The organism is Streptococcus sp. CF7_Ac1-12 (assembly GCF_024295905.1).
In the GTDB taxonomy this organism is placed as follows: domain Bacteria; phylum Bacillota; class Bacilli; order Lactobacillales; family Streptococcaceae; genus Streptococcus; species Streptococcus mitis_AP.
In genome coordinates this window covers 117,739-140,564 of record NZ_JANCPG010000004.1, presented here as the reverse complement: position 1 = coordinate 140,564, position 22,826 = coordinate 117,739, and the positions used below count along the sequence as shown (strand labels likewise).

Sequence of the window (22,826 nt, the reverse complement as noted above, 5' to 3'; positions counted from 1 at the left end):
AAATTTTTCAATTCTTTTCAAGTACAGTTTTTCAAATTATAGTAAAAAGAGCCAGAATTGTACTGACTCTTCTATTGTTCATTAAACTTAGAAGCACGTTCTTCTCCCCACCAATAGGGCATTAATTCTGCGACTTTCACTGTCTTTCTTATATCATAGTCCATCATGACTTCTGCATCTTTATTTTCAGCGTTCAACTCTAAGAGGAATTCTCTGCAAGCTCCACAGGGCATTCCTGAACTTCCACCATAAGGTGGTTTGTCTCGAAGAGCTAATACTTTCTTAACCTTGGTTTGTCCTGAGAATTGATACATATTAAAGAGAGCCGCCCGTTCTGCGCAGAGATGGAACACACCACAGGTTCCCTCCATACAGAAACCTGTAAATATTTGCCCATCTTCTGCTTCTATTGCGGCTACAACATGGTTGGCATAAACAAAGTCTGATACTTCATGTGGATTGTAAAGTTTCTGTGCTTCTTCGTACATCTTTTCCCAGATGTCCATTGTTGCATCCTTCTTATTTAGAGATTTCTTTTAACATATTTTCGATATGCTGGATTGATTTTTCACGGCCTAACAAGAAGATAGTATCTGGCAATTCTGGTCCATGCATTTCACCTGAAACTGCGATACGAATAGGCATGAAAAGATTTTTCCCTTTAATACCAGTTTCTTTTTGGACTTCCTTAATTTGTGGGAAAATATTTTCTGTTACAAATTCATCGTCTGTCATCGCTTCAAGTTTTGCTTTGAAGGCTTCAAGAACTGTTGGGACTGTTTCCCCCGCCATGACTTCGCGCTCTGCTTCGGTCAATTCTGGGAAATCTGAGAAGAAGAGATCTGTCAATGGAATAATTTCATCTACTGATTTCATTTGTGGTTTATAGAGCTCAACTAGTTTTTCAGCCTTGTCAGTTAAACGGCCTGCTTCCTCTAAGAATGGTTTTGCCATCTCAAAGATAGTTTCTAGGTCTGCATTTTTGATATAATCATTGCTCATCCAGTCCAGTTTCTTCTGATCAAAGGCTGCTGGTGACTTGCTGAGGCGATTTTCATCGAAAAGTTTAATGAGTTCTTCACGAGAGAAGATTTCATCTTCGCCACCTGGGTTCCAACCAAGAAGAGCAATAAAGTTAAAGACTGCTTCTGGTAAATAACCTTTTTTACGGTAGTCTTCGATAAACTGAAGGGTGTTGGTATCGCGTTTTGACAATTTTTTCCCAGTCTCAGAGTTGATAATCAAGGTCATGTGACCGAACTCTGGTGCTTCCCAACCAAGCGCTTCATAAACCATAAGTTGTTTTGGTGTATTGGCAATGTGGTCATCTCCACGGATTACATGAGAGATTTGCATATCGTGGTCATCGATGACAACGGCAAAATTATAAGTTGGGTAACCGTCTTTCTTTTGGATAACCCAATCGCCACCGATATTCCCACCTTCAAATTCGATATCGCCTTTAACCATATCATGCCACTTGTAGATACCTGACTCATTGACAGCCAAGCGAACGGTTGGGATGATCCCTGCTGCTTCACGTTCTGTGATGTAAGCCACTTTTTCCTCTTCACTCATACCGATGTATTCGTTGATATAACGAGGTGTTTCACCAGCTGCTTCTTGGCGTTCGCGTTCAGCTGCCAGCTCTTCTTCTGTAACGTAAGATTTGTAGGCTTTTCCTTCAGCTAATAGTTGATTGATGTATTTTTGATAGAGTTCCAAACGCTCAGACTGACGGTAGTTTTCATGAGTCTCTGGACTTTCATCCCAGTCCATGCCTAACCAACGAAGGTTTTCAAGCTGTGAACGCTCTCCGTCTTCGACATGACGTTTGCGGTCAGTATCTTCAATACGAATGATAAAAGTTCCACCATGATGGCGCGCATACAAGTAGTTGAACAATGCTGTACGGGCATTTCCGATGTGTAATAGTCCTGTTGGACTTGGTGCGTAACGTACGCGGATATCTTTTGACATAGTTTCTCCTATAAAGTCTTTATACTCAATGAAAATCAAAGAGCAAACTAGGAAACTAGCCGCAGGCTGTACTTGAGTACGGCAAGACGACGTTGACGCGGTTTGAATTTGATTTTCGAAGAGTATTAGGCGTCTGCCTTTTTTGCTCTCTATATTATATCACAAGTCTTGGCTGAGTCCAATTTCTATGAATAAAGAGAGTAAAAAGAGTGGGCAAACCACTCTTTTCTTCTATTATAGACGTGCGTTAAGTTCTTTGCTCAATTCTTCAAATCCTGGTTTTCCAAGAAGGGCAAACATGTTCCGTTTATAAGCTTCAACACCTGGTTGGTCAAATGGGTTGATGGCATTCAAGTAACCTGAAAGGGCAATTGCCAATTCGAAGAAGTAGATAGTGTAACCAAGAGTGAAGGCATCTTGCTCAGGAAGAGTCACGTACATGTTTGGTACATCACCATCTGTGTGGGCAAGAAGAACACCGTCAGTTGCTTTTTTGTTTACAAAGTCAACGTCTTTTCCTTGAAGGTAACCAAGTCCATCAAGGTCTTCTTCCAAGCTAGGGATAATCACGTTTTTACGAGGTTTGTCAACACGGACAACTGTTTCAAACATGATACGAGTTCCTTCTTGGATAAATTGACCAAGTGAGTGCAAGTCAGTTGAGAAGTTGGCTGAAGTTGGGTAGATACCTTTTTGGTCTTTTCCTTCTGATTCACCAGCCAATTGTTTCCACCATTCTGAGAAGTATTGAAGTGATGGCTCGTAGTTTACCAAGATCTCAGTTGCATAGCCTTTACGGTAAAGGATGTTACGAACTGCTGCGTATTGGTAAGCTTCGTTTTCAGAGATTTTATCTGAAGTGTAGTCTTTGCGAGCTGCATTCGCACCTTCCATAAGGGCTTTGATGTCAGCTCCTGATGCTGCGATTGGAAGCAAACCAACGGCTGTCAATACTGAGAAGCGTCCACCGATATCATCTGGAACAACAAATGTTTCCCAACCGTTAGCATCTGCTTCAACCTTAACAGCGCCTTTTTGGCGGTCAGTTGTTGCATAGATACGTTTGTTTGCTTCTTCTTGACCGTATTTCTTAACCAAAAGTTCTTTGAAGACACGGAAAGCGATAGCTGGTTCAGTTGTTGTACCTGATTTAGAAATCACGTTTACCGAGAAGTCTTTGTCAGCTACGTACTCTACCAAGTCAGCAAGGTAAGTAGATGAGATTGAGTTTCCTGCGTAAAGGATTTGTGGAGCCTTGCGTTCTTCTTTTGTTTGCAAGTTTGCAAAGTGGTGGTTCAAGAAGTCGATTGCTGCTTTCGCACCAAGGTAAGATCCACCGATACCGATTACAACCAAAACATCGCTGTCTGATTTGATTTGCTCAGCAGCTTTCAAGATGCGGTCAAATTCTTCGCGGTCATAGTTTTCAGGAAGGTCCAACCATCCCAAGAAGTCGCTACCAGCACCAGTTCCTTTACGGATCAATTCATCTGCTGCTGTTACTTGTGATTGCATGTATTCCACTTCATGTGGTGCAACAAATTTGTCTAAAACTTTTGAATAATCAAATTTAATATGTGACATGTTATTCCTCCAATATTTCTTCTTTTCTATCATAACGCTTACCTTCGTTTTTTTCAAGTTTTTTGTCGAATTTCTCCAATTTTTATCAGAATTCAAACGTTTGCGTAAAAATCCCACATTCCAAAAATTTTGAAAAAATAAAAGAAAGAACGACTAGATGTTCCAGTCGTTACAGTTCATTCAATAAATACTCAAATAATTCTAAATTGCCATCTTCTTCATTAACCAGAAACTCTGGATGCCACTGCAAACCAATAATGCGGTGCTCATCGATAGACTCAATCGCTTCGATGGTCTGGTCTCTTGGGTCAATAGCAGTTACACGGAAATTAGGTGCCAAATCTTTAATACTCTGACGATGAACGGAATTAACTTGACTTTCTTTTCCAAATAACTTAGCCACCACACTTCCTTCTACTGTCTCAATAGAATGAGATGTCCCGAAAGGTAGTCCTTGCCAGTGGCCTTCGATTTCTTGATTGAGAGTTCCCCCAAAGGCAACATTGACAAGTTGGACACCGCGACAGATTGCCATGATTGGTTTATTCTGACGAAGCGCTTCTTTCAAGAGCGCCAATTCAAATTCGTCACGCACTAGGTTGTAATCATCACTCTCGATGGTCTTTTTCTCTCCATAAAACTGAGGATGGACATTTTGACCGCCTGTCAAGATAAGTTTGTCAATCATTTCTACATAATCGCGAACAACTGACTCATCACCAACAGGAATGACTAAAGGGAGACCACCGACTTGACGAATGCTCTCTGCGAATCTACAAGATACAGATGAATGAATGTTTTTGCCCTCTGCGTCTACGGGACATAGATTTGCAGCAACTCCTACAACCGTTCTAGCCATGATGCCTCTCCTTTCGAATGTTAACGATAGTCTTATCATATCACTCAAAATGACTTTCGTCTAATATGTTTTTTTTAAGGCTGTGATAAATATTTTTTATGGACAAGAAAAAGCTGCCCAAGGGGACAACTTTTTTCTTATTCAAAAACAAATTGATTGTGATAGAGTTCTGAATAGAAGCCACCCAGTTTCAAGAGTTCATGGTGGCTACCGCGTTCAATGACTTCTCCATCTTTAAGGACAATAATCTGGTCTGCATTGAGGATAGTCTTCAAACGATGGGCAATGACGAAACTAGTTCTGCCTGCTACAACCGCCTCCATGGCATGCTGAATCTTGCTTTCTGTCACAGTATCTACGTTCGAAGTGGCTTCATCGAGAATGAGAACCTCTGGATCTGTCATCAGGGTTCGAGCGATAGAAATCAATTGCTTTTGTCCTGTCGAGAAGATGCTCTGGTCATCATCTATAAGAGTATCGTACTTATCAGGCAAGCTTTCGATGTAGTCGTGAATATGGGTTGCCTTGGCTGCTGCCTCAACCATTTCTTGACTAGCATCTGGCACACCAAAACGGATATTGTCTCGAATCGTTCCGCTAAACAAGACCGAATCTTGCAAGACAATTCCCACCTTGCTTCTGAGACTATCTAAATCATAGTCACGGATGTCTTTACCGTCAAAATAAATCCCACCAGCATTAACATCATAAAAGCGATTGATGAGGTTCATAATAGTCGTTTTCCCTGACCCAGTCGGACCAACAACCGCTGTCATCTGGCCTTTAGGAGCAGAAATGCTGACATCTTTCAAAATGGGTTTATCAGGCAAGTATGAAAAATCAATATGACTAATTTCAACACCTTCTTGCAACTGAGTGAAGGTCGGAGCATTTTTAGGTCGAATTTCTTCCTCTGCATCAAACATTTCCTGAATCCGTTCAGCACCTGTAAAGGCTAACTGAAGGCTTCCCCAACTTGCCGCAACTTGAATAATAGGCTGGTAGTACTGCTGTGAAAATTGGGCAAACATAACAATCAAACCTAGGGCTGTACTTGTTTCAATAGACTTATCATTCAAAAGTACAGCTGAACCAGCAAAGATGACGATGGCTGTGTTGACCAGACTCATCCCATTCATGACAGGGAAAAGAATTCCTGAGAACATTCTTCCTTTAAAGGTTGCCTTGCGCACGCGCTCATTTTGTTCAAGAAATCCTGCCATCATATCCTCTTGAATACCTTGCACAATCACGGCTTTTTGACCTGAGATACTTTCATCCATATAGGCATTGAGCTTCCCTACCTCTTTCTGCTGGAGGTTGGTATATTTCCGTGCCATTTTCACGATAAAAATCAGCATGAGAAAGGCCACTGGTGTACTGGCAATAGTGATGAGGGCCAGCGTCACATTTCTCGAAAACATGACAAGAATCAGACCAATGTATAGAACGATGTTGCTCATGACCTGAATCAAGCTTTCGTTAAAAGCTTGGAGGATATTATCCAAATCACTGGTAAAACGAGACAGGATATCGCCATCTTGTCGGCGGTCAAAGAAAGAAACAGTCAACCGAGCAAGCTTGCCAAAGAGGCCTTTGCGCATCTCGTTGGTCGATTCTGCAATCACGCGCGTCATGAGACACATGTATATCACACTGGAGATAAATAGAACCAAAACTAGCAGACCAAGATTGACCATGATTCCTGATAGGCTTTGCCAAACAAGTTCTGGATTGCCATTTTGATAAGCTTGAACTAAATTAGCTAACTCTGTTACCGATTGTCCAGAAAATACCGGAAAGAGAGCTTGGGCAAGAGTCGCCAGAACAATCATCAGGATAACAACTACAAATGATAGCTTATAGACTTTAAAATAATTCCAAAAAAATTGAACTGTCTTCATTTTACTCCTCCTTTCCTTTCTGTGTTTCGTAGATTTCACGGTAAACGGAATTGTTGGCAACCAAGTCTGCATGCGTACCTTGACCAATCAATCGTCCTTGATCTAGAACCAAGATTTTATCTGCATGAACAACCGAGCTAATCTTTTGAGCGATGATAATGGTTGTCGTTCCCTTCAAGTCCTTATTCAAGGCTTCCTGAACCAGGCGCTCTGACTTGGCATCCAAGGCTGAGGTCGAATCGTCAAAAATCAGAATACGTGGATTGCTGACAATTCCACGGGCAATCGACATCCTTTGTTTTTGCCCACCTGAAAAGTTGGTTCCCCTTTCTTCAACTGGACTTTCAAAGGTTTTCTCCATACGATGAATGAATTCACTGGCTTGAGCAATATTGGCTGCGCGCTCCATTTCAAATAAAGTAGCATCTCCCTTACCCTGTCTCAAGTTATCTGCAATCGTTCCACTAAAGAGAATGGCACGTTGGAGAACGATAGAAACTGTTTTACGCAGGGTTCCTTCACTCACTTCTCGAATATCCTTGCCTCCAATTTTGATAGCACCCTCCTGTGGGTCAAAGAGACGTGGAATCAATTGAGCCAAGGTTGATTTTCCTGCACCAGTCGCTCCAACGACACCAACCATTTGTCCAGGTTCGACAGTAAAGCTCACATCTTTCAACATCGGTTCCTTATCCATTGGATAGGTAAAGGTCACATTTTCAAAGCTAAGACTTCCGACCAAGTCTTCATCTGGGACATCCTTGAAGGTCATGGCTGGCTCTGCGTCAAGAATTTCTCGAATACGACGCATAGAAATCATAGCACGACTGACAGAATTTCCCAAAAATCCAACCATAATAATAGTAAAGATAATCTGGCTTAGGTAATTAACAAAGGAAGCAATGGAGCCAACAACCGATGGATCCGATTGAACCATCCCTGCAACTAGCCAAATAGAGAGGAAAACCGCCCCATAACCGACCAACATCATGACAGGTTCCACTACTGAAAAGGCATATCCGATGTAAAGGTTTTGACCGAGAAGCTCGTCTGAAACCTCCGTAAACTTAGCAAACTGCTCTTTTTCTTGGACAAAGGACTTGACCACACGAACACCGCGTAGATTTTCCTTGGCAATGGCATTGATGCGCTCAAGAAGTGTTTGAAACTTGGCAAAACGAGGCCCCATCATTCCCATCATGACAGCTGTCAAGCCAAAAATCAAGATTACCATTAGAACAATCACCCACCACAGAGAAGGTAAGGTTTGAACAGCCAAGATAAAGGAACCGATGAACAAGAGGGGGAGCCTGAACAGAATTTGAAAGGTCATCATGACGACGTTCTGAATCTGGTTGATATCATTTGTCATGCGAACGACTAGATTTCCCGCATTAAATTGTTCAATATTGGCATAAGAAAAGGTTTGGATTTTACGGAAGGCATCCTCTCGAAGGTCAGATGAAACTCCTTGGGCAATATAGGCTGCGAGGACAACGTTGAGCCCACCAGCAACCAGACCGACCAAAGCCACACTAATCAACCAAGCCCCGATACTATAAATGGCTTCATATTTCCCAGCAAGGAGGGCGTCTAAGACTTCCTGCAGATAACGCGGTTGCAAAAGTGAACTAGCAACCATCAAGCCTGTCATCAGAAGCGAAGCCAAGGCCTGCCACTTGTAGGTTTTTATTTTCTGAATTAGCATACTTTCTCCTTAAAAAATAGACAAAAGGGAGCGACAATGTGTCAGCTCCTTTTCATTCTGTTTGTGTGATGCTATTCTAGCAAAAAAGTGGGGACTTGTCAAAGAAGTATCCTTGATACAGCTAGAATGACAAGTAATTCATTCTTTATAATTTTTGTTTTAACTCGACCAAGACATTCATAGCCTGCATAGGTGTCATATTGTAAATATCTAGTTTAGCTAATTCTGCTAGGATAGGATGCTCTTCTGCCGTATCAAAGAGAGAAATTTGTTCTGTGACAGTACTTGTTTGCCTCACGGGAGCAGGACTTTCTGTCCCTTGATTCTCTAACTGAGTCAAAATCTTGTCCGCCCTTGCTAAAAGGTCTGCTGGCAAGCCAGCAATCTTGGCAACATGGATACCGTAGGATTTATCAGCTGGTCCTGGTTCAATTTTATGAAGGAAGGTGACCTGCCCATCCTGCTCCAAGGTTGCCACGTGAACATTGACTAAATGTTTCAAGCTGGACTCCAGACTAGTCAACTCATGGTAGTGGGTCGCAAAGAGGGTCTTGGCTCCGATATGCTCGTGAATGTATTCGATGATAGACTGAGCAAGAGCCATCCCGTCATAAGTTGCAGTTCCCCGTCCCAATTCATCAAAGAGAATGAGAGAGTCCTTGGTCGCATGCGAAATGGCATTGTTAGCCTCCATCATCTCTACCATGAAGGTTGATTGACCTGAAACCAAGTCATCTGCTGCTCCGATACGGGTAAAAATCGCATCAAAAATCGGTAAATGGGCGCTTTCTGCTGGCACATAAGAACCCAACTGAGCCATAACCGCCGTCATGGCTAACTGACGCATGTAGGTTGACTTTCCGCTCATGTTGGGCCCTGTAATCAGTTGAATACTGGTATCTTCTGCCATCTGAATCGTATTTGGAATATAGGTCTGAGCCCCCATAACCTTTTCAACGACAGCATGGCGCCCTTTCTGGATATCGATTTGTGAGTCGTCTCCGAACTCAGGTCGAATCAAATGCTGGGTTTCAGCCACAACTGCCAGACTCTGTAAGACATCAACCGTCGCAATTCCTTGGGCTAGAGCCTGCAAACGCTGGATGTACTTGCTGACCTCTTCACGAATACGCATAAAAATTTCGTACTCTAGATTGGCTGACTTCTCACGCGCCTCAAGCATATCTCCTTCGATACGGGCTAATTCTTCGGTTCCAAAACGTTCTGAATTTTTCAGCGTCGCCTTGCGGAAAAAGTGAGCAGGCACATTTCCCAGTTGCGAATTGGTCACATGGAAATAGTAGCCATCCTTTTTATTATAGACAATCTTAAGTGCGCTAATACCAGAGTTTTCTCGCTCCTTGGCCTCAATTTCAGCAATCCAACCAGTCCCTTCTCTGAGAACGCGACGGTACTTGTCTAAAGTCTCATCAAATCCAGTTCGGATAATTCCCCCATCTGTAATCACATGAGGGGCTTCAGGAGCAATCGCTGCGCTAATCAAACTCTCCAACTCAGGGATTCCATCCAATTGTTCGATAAGATAAGTTAGAGCAGGTTGCTCCATCCCTTCTAAAATCGCACGAATCCGTGGCACACTAGACAAAGTGGTCGCCAACTGCAAGAGATCCTTGGGATTTGTTTTGCCAAAAGAAACCCGACTAGCCAAGCGTTCGATATCATAAACACCCTTGAGACTGTCTGTCAAGTCACTGCGCTCAAAGAAATGGTCGAGAAAGACCTGCACCACTTCCTGACGTTGGACGATTCGCTCCTTATCAATCAAGGGGCGATGAATCCAAGAACGCAAGAGCCGCATTCCCATAGCAGTTTTGGTTTCATCCAAAAGCCAGAAAAGACTGCCTTGTTTCTTACCCGAGCGAGCATTCTCAACCAAATCCAGACTAGCCTTGGTCGCATAATCCATCTGCAAGAAATCCTTGATTTCATAGTGGATAACAGGTTTGAGGTGGTTCAATTCCCTCATCTGAGTCCGATGAACATACTGGAGTAGCTTACTAGATGCCGCTTGCTCCACAGCTGCCAATCGTGAATCCAGTAAATGAAGGTCTTCAAAGCCTTCTTTTTCATAAGAAAGCACCAGATTCATCTGACGACTGAGGATTTGTTCTTCTTCCTCAGACAAGTCATAGCCCAGCACCACTTCGCGCGCCTTGAGATTACGGATTTCCCCACAAACCAGCGTGAAATCCAAAAGACCTGTCACATAAAAGTCACCCGTCACCAGGTCCATATAAGCTAAGCCAAATTGACTGCCATCACGGTCTATAGCAACCAAGAAATTGTTCTGACTATCCGGCTTACTGCTATCGACCACTGTCCCTGGCGTAATGACCTGAACAACCTCTCGTTTCACAACCCCAACTGCTTGTTTAGGATCTTCCATCTGCTCTGCGATAGCTACCTTATAGCCCTGCTCAATCAAGACATCTATATACTGCTGGGCAGAATGATAGGGGACACCCGCCATAGGAATCGGATTGTCGGCATTCTTGTTGCGACTCGTTAAGGAAATTTCCAGAATCTGCGCAGCATTGACCGCATCCTCATAAAATAATTCATAAAAATCACCCATCCGAAAGAGCAAAAACGCATCTGGATATTGCTTTTTAATATCCACATACTGTTGCATGCCGGGTGATAGCTTCTCTGTCGCCATTTTCCGTCTCTCCTTGTCAAAAATAAGTCTTGAGAGCGACTCTCAAGACCTTACTTATCTTTCATCAAATCTAGCAAACGATCTTCCATGAGTTTGGCAACGTGCTGGTCTCGACAAATAACCAATAAGGTATTGGCACCAGCAACTGTTCCTAAAATCCATTCATCCTTGTTTGCATCTACAATATTTGCCAAAACAGAGGCTTCTCCCAATTTGGTATGAAGTACCAAGGTAAACTCTGCTCTTGCAACACCTTCTAAATGATGAGACAAAAATTCAACCAAATCAATCTTTTCTGTCTCATTTGCTAGTACATAATACACCATATCATTTTTCTTGACCTTGGTCAAGCCGATTTCGCGCAAATCACGAGACAGGGTTGTCTGCGTCACAAAAACATTGTGCGCCTCCAACCGATCTTGAATTTCTTTTTGTGTACTTAATTTCTCCTCAGTAATCATTTTTTTTATTAACTGATGACGATCTCTTTTTCTCATAAAATCCTCTTATATGCATATTTATAACTAATTTTATAACTATATTATACCAAAAAAATAGGAGATTTCAAAAATTTTTTCTTCTTTCTTTAAAATTGTGATAAAATAGTAGAAAAGTCCAAAAAGGAGCTCTTAATGAATACAAAAGAATTGATTGCTAGCGAGTTGGCTAGCGTCATTGATAGCCTGGACCAAGAGGCTATTTTAAATTTACTGGAAACCCCTAAAAACTCAGAAATGGGAGACATCGCTTTCCCTGCTTTTTCTCTTGCAAAAGTCGAACGTAAAGCACCTCAAATGATTGCGGCTGAACTGGCTGAAAAAATTAACAGCCAAGCCTTTGAAAAGGTTGTCGCAACAGGACCTTACGTTAACTTTTTCCTTGATAAATCTGCCATTTCTGCTCAAGTATTGCAAGCTGTTATCACTCAAAAAGAACACTATGCTGACCAACATATTGGCAAACAAGAAAATGTTGTTATCGACATGTCTAGTCCCAATATCGCTAAACCATTCTCTATCGGTCACCTGCGCTCAACTGTTATCGGAGATAGCTTATCACATATTTTCCAAAAAATCGGTTATCAAACGGTCAAGGTCAACCACTTGGGAGACTGGGGTAAACAGTTTGGGATGTTGATTGTTGCCTACAAAAAATGGGGCGATGAAGAAGCTGTAAAAGCTCATCCAATCGATGAACTTCTTAAACTCTATGTCCGCATCAACGCTGAAGCTGAAAATGACCCTAGCTTGGATGAAGAAGCACGCGAATGGTTCCGTAAACTTGAAAATGGAGACGAGGAAGCTCTCGCACTTTGGCAATGGTTCCGTGATGAAAGTTTGGTGGAATTTAACCGTCTTTACAATGAATTACAAGTCGAATTTGACAGCTACAATGGAGAAGCCTTCTACAACGATAAGATGGATGCAGTTGTAGACATTCTTTCTGAAAAAGGCCTTCTTGTTGAATCAGAAGGTGCCCAAGTTGTGAATCTTGAGAAATATGGAATTGAACATCCAGCCCTTATCAAAAAATCTGATGGTGCAACTCTCTATATCACACGTGACTTGGCTGCAGCTCTTTACCGTAAAAACGAATACCAATTTGCTAAATCTATCTACGTCGTTGGCCAAGAACAATCTGCCCACTTTAAACAACTCAAAGCTGTCTTACAAGAGATGGGCTACGACTGGAGTAACGACATTACTCACGTTCCTTTTGGTTTGGTTACAAAAGAAGGGAAGAAACTCTCTACTCGTAAAGGGAATGTCATCTTACTAGAACCTACAGTTGCAGAGGCAGTTAGCCGTGCCAAGGCCCAAATCGAAGCTAAAAACCCTGAATTGGAAAACAAAGACCAGGTAGCGCATGCTGTCGGGGTAGGAGCCATTAAGTTCTATGACCTCAAGACCGACCGTACAAATGGATACGACTTCGACTTAGAGGCTATGGTATCCTTCGAGGGTGAAACTGGACCTTACGTTCAATATGCTTACGCTCGTATCCAATCTATCTTGCGCAAAGCAGACTTCAAACCAGAAACAGCTGGCAACTATAGCTTGAATGATGCTGAAAGCTGGGAAATCATCAAACTCATCCAAGACTTCCCACGTATTATTAACCGTGCGGCGGATAACTTTGAACCTTCTATCATTGCTAAATTTGCAATTAGCCTAGCTCAAGCCTTTAACAAATACTATGCACATACGCGCATCTTGGATGAAACCCCAGAACGCGACAGCCGTCTAGCCCTCAGCTACGCAACTGCAATTGTTCTCAAAGAAGCCCTTCGCTTGCTTGGAGTAGAAGCGCCAGAGAAGATGTAAATCGTTACAAGAGACTGGAACTAAAGTTCCTAGTCTCTTGACGGCAATCGCTATATGGCGAATTGCCTAAACGCTTCACTAATTCACCAAACCAAATAATATCGATTTGGTTTGGTTCATGTCGTAATCTTCAAGTTACTTGATTAAAAAGCAGTCTAAGTAATTAAGACCAAATCCTGTCGGAGATTTGGCTAGGCGCTTCACTAGTAAAGAAACATAAATATTATCGATTTATGTTTCTTTACGTCGTAATTAGAGATACTTGTCTAAACGCTTTACTAATTCATCTAACCCAATAATATCGATTTGGTTAGGCTCATGTCGTAATCTTTTAATCACTTTATTGTAAAGTAGTCTAAATAACTAACGCCAAATCCTATTCGGACTTTGGCTAGGCGCTTCACTAGTCATGGTCTCTAAATATCATCGATTTAGAGGCCATGACGTCGTAACTATGGTGATTTGCCTAAACGCTTCACTAATTCAATCTACTCACTACTACTTCTTTATCATACAGGGAGATATTCTATGAGCCAATATGCTTATATCCTCGTTGTGATTAGCTTGGTGTTCCTTTTTCTGCTCAATAAGTACGAGAAAGAGAGACTGCAAAGGCTCTACCAAGAACAACTTTTGAAGGATGAAACATTTAGGGCTGACATCAAAGAGAAAATTCAAACGACTGAAAATATCAATGATGTCATTGCTTACATCAATAAAACTTATCATCTGGGAATGTTGCTGTCAAAAGACATTACAGATCAATTGAAATAAACCGAGCTATTCTTTAAGAAATATCAAAACCGAGACTAAGAGTTTAATACTTCGTCTCGGTTTTTTATGTATTTTTCAAGTAACAAAGCTACCACTCCCCCAGCAATGCAAGTGCAAAATCCCCTAGAATGTGATAAAATAAAAGAGAGAACTCTATCAAGGAGAAAAACATGAAAAAACAAACCGTCGCCGTCTTGGGGCCTGGTTCTTGGGGAACTGCCCTTTCACAAGTCTTAAATGACAATGGACACGAGGTACGTATTTGGGGAAACCTTCCCGAACAAATCAATGAAATTAATACCTATCATACTAACAAGCACTACTTTAAAGATGTCGTTCTAGATGAGAAAATCAATGCCTACACTGACTTAGCAGAGACACTGAAAGATGTAGATGCGATTTTGTTTGTTGTCCCAACAAAAGTGACGCGACTTGTTGCCCAGCAAGTTGCAGAAACCTTGGATCATAAGGCTATCATCATGCACGCTTCAAAGGGATTAGAGCCTGATAGTCATAAACGATTATCAACCATCCTTGAAGAAGAAATTCCTGAACATCTCCGCAGTGATATCGTCGTTGTTTCAGGACCTAGTCATGCGGAAGAAACCATTGTACGTGATCTGACTTTAATCACTGCTGCTTCTAAAGATTTACAAACAGCTCAATACGTGCAAGAACTCTTTAGTAATCACTACTTCCGACTTTATACCAATACGGATATTATTGGAGTTGAAACTGCTGGTGCTCTTAAAAATATTATTGCTGTCGGTGCCGGAGCTTTACATGGTCTGGGATTTGGTGACAATGCCAAGGCAGCCATCATCGCTCGAGGCTTGGCAGAAATTACTCGCCTAGGGGTAGCACTCGGGGCCAGTCCATTGACCTATAGTGGCTTATCTGGTGTGGGAGATTTGATCGTAACGGGAACCTCCATCCACTCTCGTAACTGGAGAGCTGGAGATGCTCTCGGACGAGGAGAATCCCTAGATGATATAGAAGCTAATATGGGCATGGTGATTGAAGGAATTTCAACGACTCGAGCAGCCTATGAACTAGCGCAAGAACTTGGAGTCTATATGCCGATTACACAAGCCATTTACCAAGTTATTTACCACGGAACCAATATCAAAGATGCCATTTATGACATCATGAACAATGAATTTAAAGCAGAAAATGAGTGGTCTTAACCCTCTAAAGAAAGGATTCTTATGTCATCAAAAGTTAGAAAAGCAATCATCCCTGCCGCTGGACTCGGGACTCGATTTTTACCGGCAACCAAGGCCCTTGCCAAAGAAATGTTGCCAATTGTAGACAAACCAACTATCCAGTTTATCGTAGAAGAAGCTCTTAAATCAGGTATTGAAGATATTCTGGTTGTCACTGGTAAGTCAAAACGTTCTATTGAGGATCACTTTGACTCAAACTTTGAGCTTGAGTACAACCTTAAGGAAAAAGGCAAAACGGATTTGTTAAAATTGGTAGATGAAGCAACTGGTATGCGCCTCCATTTCATTCGCCAAACTCACCCTCGTGGTCTTGGAGATGCTGTCTTACAAGCCAAAGCTTTTGTAGGGAATGAGCCCTTCGTTGTTATGCTGGGTGACGACCTTATGGACATCACAAATGAGAATGCCGTTCCTTTGACAAAACAACTGATGAATGATTACGAAAAGACACACGCATCAACCATTGCTGTCATGCCTGTACCACATGAAGACGTTTCATCATACGGGGTTATCGCTCCTCAGGGCGAAGGAAGTAATGGACTCTATAGCGTTGAAACTTTCGTAGAAAAACCAGCTCCCGAAGATGCACCAAGTGATTTGGCAATCATCGGTCGCTATCTTCTGACACCGGAAATTTTTGATATCCTCGAAAAGCAAGCTCCTGGTGCTGGAAATGAAATCCAACTTACCGATGCTATCGATACGCTTAATAAAACACAGCGTGTTTTTGCCCGTGAATTTACAGGAGCTCGTTACGACGTTGGGGATAAGTTTGGATTTATGAAAACATCTATTGACTACGCCCTCAAGCACCCACAAGTCAAAGATGCCTTGAAAAATTACCTCATCCAACTGGGAAAAGAATTGGCTGAGAAGGAATAACATAAAAAGATAAGGTTCAAAAATACCTTATCTTTTTTTCATTACATAAATTTTCATCCCATTCCCTTGTAGAGAAGCAAGGCTGCGAGTCCTACGAACAACACTAACGCTACCAGTCTCTGACTAGCGCTATACATCCGTCTTTCTCCTCTAACTGGAAAGATAACTGCTAGAAATGCGCCACCGACTGCACCTCCGATATGGCCTGCTAGACTGATTCCTGGAATCAGAACACTTCCAATAATGTTAACCATAAAAAGTGTCAGATAAGACTGTCCTAGATGTTGGATATAGGGGTTGCGAGTGGCATAGCGAAGAATGATAATCGCGGAAAATAGCCCATAGAGAGAAGTCGAGGCTCCTGCTGCTAAGGATTTGGGACTAAATACAAAAACAAAGAGATTGCCCATCATTCCAGATAAAAGATAGAGAAAGCAAAACTTCTTGGATCCGAAAATTTCCTCTACTTGCCTACCAAGATAATAGAGCGAAAGCATATTAACAATGAAATGTTCCCACCCAATATGAACAAAGATGGCAGAGAAGAGACGCCAAATCTGCTCAGGAAAGAGGCGAATGGCAGGCCCGTACATGGCTCCAAATCGAAATAGAGTATCTGCCCTGTAAAAGTTTCCTCCTGTGGTCACCAACATTAGTAGAAATACCAAGGCCGTCACTAAGAGGAAGAAACTCGTCACAGGGTAACGTCTATCAAAGATTTCCTTCATCAATCAGAACCTCCTCAACAGGAATATCATGATTTTCAGGGATAAAGTCCTGAATTTGACAAGGATAAACCGTACTCAAAGTATGACCAGGAAAATGTTTCAGATAGCGGTCATAATAACCTCCACCATAGCCAATCCGATAGCCCTTTGTCGTAAAAGCTAACCCTGGAACATGAATCAAATCAATCTGAGAGGCATCCACCACTTCCAAATCTCCCTGTGGTTCCAGTAAGCCAAAGGAAGTTTTGACCAGTTGTTGCGGATTATAGACCACAAAGTCCATGCGACCCCTGGGATATGTTTTAGGTATCAGAACCTTCTTGCCATCCTTCAGAGCCTGCTCGATCAGTTCCTGCGTTTGAAACTCATGAGGAAAAGAGAGGTAGGTTGCGATGACCTTAGCTTCTTGGTAGAAGGGATGTTTCAAAAATTGATCCGTTAAAGCTTGATCCATAGCCTGTTTTTGCTCTAGAGGTAAAGCCTTCATTTCTTGCAAGACTTGCTTGCGTAATTCTGCTTTCATAGACAAGCCCTCTACTCTGCCGCCTTCTTTTTCAGGAAACTAGAGACCGCATCCACCCCAATAGCTAATGCTTCTTCCTTAGGACTCATCTGAGGGTGATGAAGGGCGTAGGGACTATCGATACCAAGCCAGAACATAACACCATCAACCTTCGAAAGGAGATAACCAAAGTCTTCACCTGTCATAGCAGGTTCAATATCAATTAACTCAATCCCCTCTTTTTCTTCAAAGAAGTCCATCAGTTCACGCGCCAAGACTGGATTATTCTCAACAGGCAGGTAACCCCCTTGTTTGAGTTCCACTTCGACTTCCATATCGAAGGCAGCTGCAACTCCTTCTGCAACTGTTTTGACCCTCTTTTGCACCAAGAGACTCATGTCCTGTGTCAAGGCCCGAATAGTTCCATGCAAAAAGGCTGTGTCTGTGATAACATTGTTTGTTGTTCCAGCTTGGAAAACACCAAAGGTCACCACTGCTCCCTCGATTGGGTTGACATTGCGGCTGACAACTGACTGCACCTGGGTCACAAAGTAACTAGCCGCCACCAAAGCGTCATTGGCTTCATGCGGAAATGCTGCATGTCCTCCTTTACCTTTAAAACGAATCTTCACCTCGCAAGTCCCTGCAAAAAGTGTATGAGTATTGGTCGCAATCTGGCCGACTTTCAAATCTGGCCGAACATGGAGGCCATAAAACTGGTCTGGCAACCAGTCTCCAAAAGCGCCATCCTCATACATGAGCATGCCACCAGCTTCATTTTCTTCAGCAGGCTGAAGCAAAAAGAGCAGATTGTTCTTTGGTTGCTCCTCAAGGGCTCGCTCAAGACAGCCTAAGGCAATAGTCATGTGGAAATCATGGCCACAAGCGTGCATACGACCTTGGTGCTGAGAGACGAAAGGAAGGCCTGTTTGCTCGATGATCGGCAGACCATCAATATCTGTTCTCCAACCAATAGTCCGCTCTGGCTGACTTCCCTGCAAGTAAACCAAAATACCTGTCCGCCAAGTTCGAACTTGGACAAAATTCTTGCCCGCAGTCAATTTCTCAATCACATCCAGCAAATAAGCCTGAGTCTTGAACTCCTCCAAGCCAATCTCTGGAATCTGGTGCAAATCTCGTCTAGTCTGAATCAAATCTAACATCTATCTATCCTCCGATATAGCAGAAAGAGGCTGGAAGAAGGGTTCCGCCTCTTTATTACTTTTACAATTATAAGGTACGAAGCGCATCCTCTAGCGCTGTTTTTTGTTGGGTTTGGGCATCAATCTCTTTGATGATACGAGCTGGAACACCTGCTACCACCACGTTTTCTGGGACATCTTGGGTAACAATAGCTCCTGCTGCGACAACTGAACCACTACCGATTTGAACTCCTTCAATAACCACTGCATTAGCACCGATAAGAACATTGTCTCCAACACGGACTGGTTCTGCGCTAGCTGGCTCAATCACACCTGCCAAAACTGCACCTGCACCAACGTGGCTGTTTTTCCCAACGATGGCACGGCCACCAAGGATAGCCCCCATGTCAATCATAGTTCCTGCACCAATTTCAGCACCGATATTGATAACCGCTCCCATCATGATAACAGCGTTGTCACCAATTTCAACCTGGTCACGGATAATCGCACCTGGCTCGATACGAGCGTTGATAGCACGTTTGTCTAGCAAAGGAACTGCTGAATTACGAGCATCTTGCTCAACAACATAGTCTTGATTTTCTACCAAACCTTCGAGAAGAGGAGCAACGTCCTTCCAGTCTCCAAATAGGACATTCCCTAGTTTGACAACAGAGCTTGGCACAGCAGTTGCAAGTTGTCCTTCAAAGGTTACTTTAACACTGGTTTTCTTTTCAGCATTGGCGATAAATTGGATAATTTCTTGAGCGTTCATTTTTGTAGCAGTCATAAGCGCCTCCTAGTTCATTTTAATGATACCTATTCTACCAAAAAAGGCCTCAAATTTGAAGCCTTTTTGTTTGTTTTTAGGTATGATTTTTAGGGATGTGAGATAAAACGTGCTGTCGGTAAAAGCAAGCCCCTACCGATACAACCTAAAAACACTCTTCACAACTATCTCCCCGTGTTTTATTGACTATTCTAGTATAGCACACTTTTAGAATTAAGAAAAGACTTTTTATTTACTTTCTTTCGCTTCTTCTATCGATAGGAAAATCATAGGTAAAATAATCAGGGCCATAGCTAGAAGAAGAGACCAATCCACCACCAATCCTAAAAACAAAACACTCAAGAGAGCAGAAGAGAGAGGTTCACTGGCACTGATAACAGAAACTACCAGGGGAGAAACCAAGGACACCGCCTTCATAGAAATGAAAAAGGCAAAAGCCGTCCCGAAGAAAGCGATAATAAGGCAAATCAAGATACTCCAAATATCAAGAGTAAAGGAAAGCTGATACACTGGCGAGAGGACATTGCTAAATAAACCTGCCAGAATCATCCCCCACCCAACCGTCGGTACAAAACCATAGCGCTTCGCGAAAGGTTGGGGCAAGATAACATTAAACATAACACCCATGGCACTCAACAGACCTGTTATAAGAGCTAGTGGCGTCATGGATAACTGAGAGAGGTCTCCCTTTGTCGCCATCAAGCCAACACCCAGCATAGCAATCAAAACATAGAAAATAGCACTTTTCGACGCTCGTTTTTTATAAATTAAGCGATTGTAAAAGAGGATAAAGACAGGACTGATAAACTGTAAAATAGTTGCTGTCGCTGCATTTGAGTATTCTACACAGAGATAGAAAAAATACTGAACTGAAAAAATCCCTAAAATAGCATAAGCTAAAAAGGGCAGGTAATTTTTCTTATCTCGCCAAATATCTAGCACTTGTGATTTTAATTGCATTGCAGACCAAATAAGCACAAGACTCCCTGCCAGTGTCAAACGCATAGAAGTAATCCAGCCAGAAGACACTTGATAATGAGTAAAGAAATACTCTCCTAGAATTCCACAGATTCCCCAGATTAAGCCGGATAAGAGCGAATAAATGGTTCCTTTAACAATCTTTTTCTGATACTGATTCATACCTTTATTGTAACACGAAAGGACAAAAGAAAAAAGTGGCAATCCATTGATTAGCCACTTCATTTAGCACAGTTCATAGAACTTATCGTCTCGTCCTTGAAGAAGAAAGTCGTGTAGCACTCGAGTTACTACTGTCGCTAGAGCTACTACTTGAACTGCTGGAGCTTGATGGAGTTGGTAGACTCCCCACGATGCTAGACCAAGCATTCTGATAATCCGCATCACTTCCACCAATAGCAAAGCGATAACTGGTCGTTGGCGCCCCTGCCTTATTAGCCCAATAGCTGGTAACAGTCGAACCTGAAAGATCAACTGTTTTTCCATTAACGGATACTTTGCCAGGCTTCTGCCCTGTAGATCTGAGGACCTGAGACTGGGTCACACTAGAATCAAGATTAAAGCGTTCATTGCCCCAAACACCAGGCTCAGCCTGGTGGATAGCGTTGACCAAGTAAGCCATATATTTGGCATTTCGATAATGCCCAGCCCCCTTAGCCATTGGGCGGTTATCATCATGCCCTAGCCAACCACCTAGAGTCAATCTTGGTGTTGACAGCATGAGCCACATATTTTCATCTTCATTGGTTGTACCAGTCTTACCAATCCAGTCTGCACGAGCTAAGCTTGAATTGATAGAAGCCAAATCCGTTTGGAAACTTGAAGTGATCCGAGATGAGATCACCTCACGAAGCAAACTCTGCATAATTGTTGCTGTTGCCTTCGAATACACTTGAACTGGCTTGTCTTGGAATTCATAGATTACTCTACCGTCAGGTGATTCAATCTTAGAAATCACATGTTTCTGATGGTAGACACCGTTATTAGCAATTGTTTGATAACCATTGGTATGCTGAGCAACTGTGACTTCAATACCACCACCCATAGGCAGACTTTCAATACCGTACTCCGGAATCTCGTAACCCATTTTCTCCATGTAACCCTTGACATCCACACCCTTCTCACGAAGCATGCGATAGGTCCAATAGGCTGGGATATTCCACGAATAGTTCAAGGCTTCACCCAGGGTCATCATGCCTGTACCTGGACTATTTACATACATGATAGGATTTCCATTAGAGAATTTTGTCGGATAATTGGACAAGATACTAGCGCTTCCCATCAAACCTTGGTCAATGGCAATACCGTAGGCCAACAAAGGCTTGGTTGTAGAGGCTGGCGAGCGCTTAGTGTCAAAGGCGTGATTGTTTTGGTTAGTCTGGTAATTACGACCACCAACAAAGCCTAGAACAGCCCCCGTTTTATTGTCCATCAAAACATTCCCTACTTCAGGCTGCCCAGTCGAATCATCTACCAAACGACCGTAGTTAGCAACTGCATTTTGCATGGCGTTATGGATTTTTTTATTGATTGTTGTAGTGATTTTGTAGCCGCCATTGCTTAGTTCCTGCTCAGCTCGCTCATGATAGACCTTTTGAATCGACTCGTTTTTCAACTCTTGGCTAGAAACATTGTCCTGTTGAACTAAATAATCATACATGCGGTCTGTCGCTTCAGCCATAGCCGTAAAGTAAAGGTAATCTCTCGAAACAGCATTGACAGTTCCTGATGGCAAGAAGTCTTGTTTGATATTATAATTCTTGTACTGGTCGTATTCTTCCTGAGTCAGAGCACCCGTACGGTACATGTTGTAGAGAACATCCTTGGCCCGCTTCAAACCAAGTTCTAAGTCTTCATCACTCTTTAACTCTCCAGTATTTTCATAAGGAGAATAAGTAATCGGACTCTGTGGCAAACCTGCTAAGAAAGCGGCTTGAGGAATACTTAACTTGTTGGCATCGATACCAAAAATCCCTTCAGCAGCTTGCTGGGCACCTGCAATATTCTGCCCTTTATGATTTCGACCAAAGGGAGCAACATTGAGATAAGTCGTCAAGATTTCATCCTTGCTCATGCTGCGTTCCAAGGCAAGGGCATCGACAATTTCTGTAGCCTTACGAGCCAAAGTCGGAGCATCTCCGACCACTTGTTGCTTGATTAACTGTTGGGTCAAGGTCGAGCCACCGCTAGATGAGCCCAAGCCTGCAAAGGTTCCCAAAGTCGCCCGAATCACAGCTTTTGGTACAACCCCTTTATGTTCAAGAAAATGTTCATCCTCAGTTGCAACGATAGCCTTTTTGAGATTGTCCGATATTTCCTCAGATGAGACAAAAGTTCGCAGTAGGTCACTCTCAATAGATGCAATGACACTCCCATCTGCGTAAACAATTTCTGAGATGGAAGAAATATTTTTAACCTGTTTGACCAAGTCCTCCGTTTGGGGAACCTTAGCCTTATCAAACAAAGCAACTCCATAACCAAGAGCTACACCAGCACCAAAAAGCCCACCGATAAAGCCTAGAATAAAGAGAGTATTCAGAATGCCCTTAATAGCAACTAAAATGCTACCTAGGATAGCCAGAACTTTCCCACCTGTCCCATCCGACTGCTTCTCTTCTGAGACTTTCTCTGTTTTTTTATGATTTATTTTTGATTTTACTAGCTGGAAAAATTCCAGCATTTTTCGTTTTAATTCATTTAATTGATTTTGCATGGATTTCCTCACTCTATCTATTATACCATAAAAGGTAAACTTTCAATAAAATAGC

Annotated in this window: 18 protein-coding genes; 4 read left to right on the top strand and 14 right to left on the bottom strand. The window is 42.4% G+C overall.

The window, feature by feature from the left end:
• Nucleotides 1-71 precede the first annotated feature (71 nt).
• From NMM17_RS03500 to argR, 8 genes are all read right to left on the bottom strand, one after another.
• Nucleotides 72-506 (bottom strand): cytidine deaminase, encoded by a 435-nt coding sequence (locus NMM17_RS03500; RefSeq protein WP_000355900.1) that lies wholly within the window; start codon nucleotides 504-506, stop codon nucleotides 72-74.
• 13 nt (nucleotides 507-519) lie between these two features.
• Complete coding sequence (gene gltX / locus NMM17_RS03495; RefSeq protein ID WP_000031071.1) at nucleotides 520-1,980, bottom strand: glutamate--tRNA ligase; 1,461 nt, start codon at nucleotides 1,978-1,980, stop codon at nucleotides 520-522.
• 234 nt (nucleotides 1,981-2,214) lie between these two features.
• A complete protein-coding gene (locus NMM17_RS03490) occupies nucleotides 2,215-3,564 on the bottom strand; it encodes a glucose-6-phosphate isomerase (protein ID WP_000018268.1) in 1,350 nt (449 codons plus the stop codon).
• 169 nt (nucleotides 3,565-3,733) lie between these two features.
• A complete protein-coding gene (locus tag NMM17_RS03485; protein ID WP_000124770.1) occupies nucleotides 3,734-4,423 on the bottom strand; it encodes a gamma-glutamyl-gamma-aminobutyrate hydrolase family protein in 690 nt (229 codons plus the stop codon).
• 137 nt (nucleotides 4,424-4,560) lie between these two features.
• Nucleotides 4,561-6,327 carry a multidrug efflux ABC transporter subunit PatB gene (patB, locus tag NMM17_RS03480; RefSeq protein WP_254753845.1) on the bottom strand — a complete coding sequence of 589 codons (1,767 nt, stop codon included), beginning with the start codon at nucleotides 6,325-6,327 and terminating at the stop codon, nucleotides 4,561-4,563.
• Between the two features lies 1 nt (nucleotide 6,328).
• Nucleotides 6,329-8,035: a multidrug efflux ABC transporter subunit PatA gene (gene patA, locus NMM17_RS03475; protein ID WP_020903405.1), complete on the bottom strand. Its 1,707-nt coding sequence runs from the start codon at nucleotides 8,033-8,035 to the stop codon at nucleotides 6,329-6,331.
• Nucleotides 8,036-8,180: 145 nt separating this feature from the next.
• Nucleotides 8,181-10,715: a DNA mismatch repair protein MutS gene (gene mutS / locus NMM17_RS03470; RefSeq protein ID WP_254753844.1), complete on the bottom strand. Its 2,535-nt coding sequence runs from the start codon at nucleotides 10,713-10,715 to the stop codon at nucleotides 8,181-8,183.
• A gap of 50 nt (nucleotides 10,716-10,765) precedes the next feature.
• A complete protein-coding gene (gene argR, locus NMM17_RS03465; RefSeq protein ID WP_001231476.1) occupies nucleotides 10,766-11,212 on the bottom strand; it encodes an arginine repressor in 447 nt (148 codons plus the stop codon).
• Nucleotides 11,213-11,347: 135 nt separating this feature from the next.
• Between argR and argS the strand changes: the two genes are divergently transcribed.
• From argS to galU, 4 genes are all read left to right on the top strand, one after another.
• Nucleotides 11,348-13,039: an arginine--tRNA ligase gene (gene argS / locus NMM17_RS03460; protein ID WP_254753843.1), complete on the top strand. Its 1,692-nt coding sequence runs from the start codon at nucleotides 11,348-11,350 to the stop codon at nucleotides 13,037-13,039.
• 528 nt (nucleotides 13,040-13,567) lie between these two features.
• Complete coding sequence (locus tag NMM17_RS03455; RefSeq protein WP_000084861.1) at nucleotides 13,568-13,813, top strand: hypothetical protein; 246 nt, start codon at nucleotides 13,568-13,570, stop codon at nucleotides 13,811-13,813.
• 170 nt (nucleotides 13,814-13,983) lie between these two features.
• On the top strand, nucleotides 13,984-15,000 hold the full coding sequence (locus NMM17_RS03450) for an NAD(P)H-dependent glycerol-3-phosphate dehydrogenase (protein WP_101776936.1): 1,017 nt from the start codon (nucleotides 13,984-13,986) through the stop codon (nucleotides 14,998-15,000).
• A 21-nt stretch (nucleotides 15,001-15,021) separates the two neighbouring features.
• On the top strand, nucleotides 15,022-15,921 hold the full coding sequence (gene galU / locus NMM17_RS03445; protein WP_000096179.1) for a UTP--glucose-1-phosphate uridylyltransferase GalU: 900 nt from the start codon (nucleotides 15,022-15,024) through the stop codon (nucleotides 15,919-15,921).
• Nucleotides 15,922-15,974: 53 nt separating this feature from the next.
• On the opposite strand, the gene NMM17_RS03440 is transcribed toward galU, so the two are convergent.
• The 6 genes from NMM17_RS03440 to pbp1b all read right to left on the bottom strand — a co-directional run bounded on the left by NMM17_RS03440 (nucleotide 15,975) and on the right by pbp1b (nucleotide 22,771).
• Nucleotides 15,975-16,649 (bottom strand): rhomboid family intramembrane serine protease, encoded by a 675-nt coding sequence (locus NMM17_RS03440; protein ID WP_153226400.1) that lies wholly within the window; start codon nucleotides 16,647-16,649, stop codon nucleotides 15,975-15,977.
• On the bottom strand, nucleotides 16,633-17,172 hold the full coding sequence (locus NMM17_RS03435) for a 5-formyltetrahydrofolate cyclo-ligase (RefSeq protein WP_101776933.1): 540 nt from the start codon (nucleotides 17,170-17,172) through the stop codon (nucleotides 16,633-16,635). Before NMM17_RS03435 ends, NMM17_RS03440 begins: the two co-directional genes overlap by 17 nt.
• 11 nt (nucleotides 17,173-17,183) lie before the next feature.
• Nucleotides 17,184-18,314 carry an N-acetyldiaminopimelate deacetylase gene (locus tag NMM17_RS03430; protein ID WP_101776932.1) on the bottom strand — a complete coding sequence of 377 codons (1,131 nt, stop codon included), beginning with the start codon at nucleotides 18,312-18,314 and terminating at the stop codon, nucleotides 17,184-17,186.
• Between the two features lie 67 nt (nucleotides 18,315-18,381).
• On the bottom strand, nucleotides 18,382-19,080 hold the full coding sequence (gene dapD, locus NMM17_RS03425; RefSeq protein WP_000127466.1) for a 2,3,4,5-tetrahydropyridine-2,6-dicarboxylate N-acetyltransferase: 699 nt from the start codon (nucleotides 19,078-19,080) through the stop codon (nucleotides 18,382-18,384).
• 228 nt (nucleotides 19,081-19,308) lie between these two features.
• Nucleotides 19,309-20,220 (bottom strand): DMT family transporter, encoded by a 912-nt coding sequence (locus NMM17_RS03420; protein ID WP_101776931.1) that lies wholly within the window; start codon nucleotides 20,218-20,220, stop codon nucleotides 19,309-19,311.
• Nucleotides 20,221-20,302: 82 nt separating this feature from the next.
• On the bottom strand, nucleotides 20,303-22,771 hold the full coding sequence (gene pbp1b / locus NMM17_RS03415; RefSeq protein WP_254753842.1) for a penicillin-binding protein PBP1B: 2,469 nt from the start codon (nucleotides 22,769-22,771) through the stop codon (nucleotides 20,303-20,305).
• Between the last annotated feature and the right edge of the window lie 55 nt (nucleotides 22,772-22,826).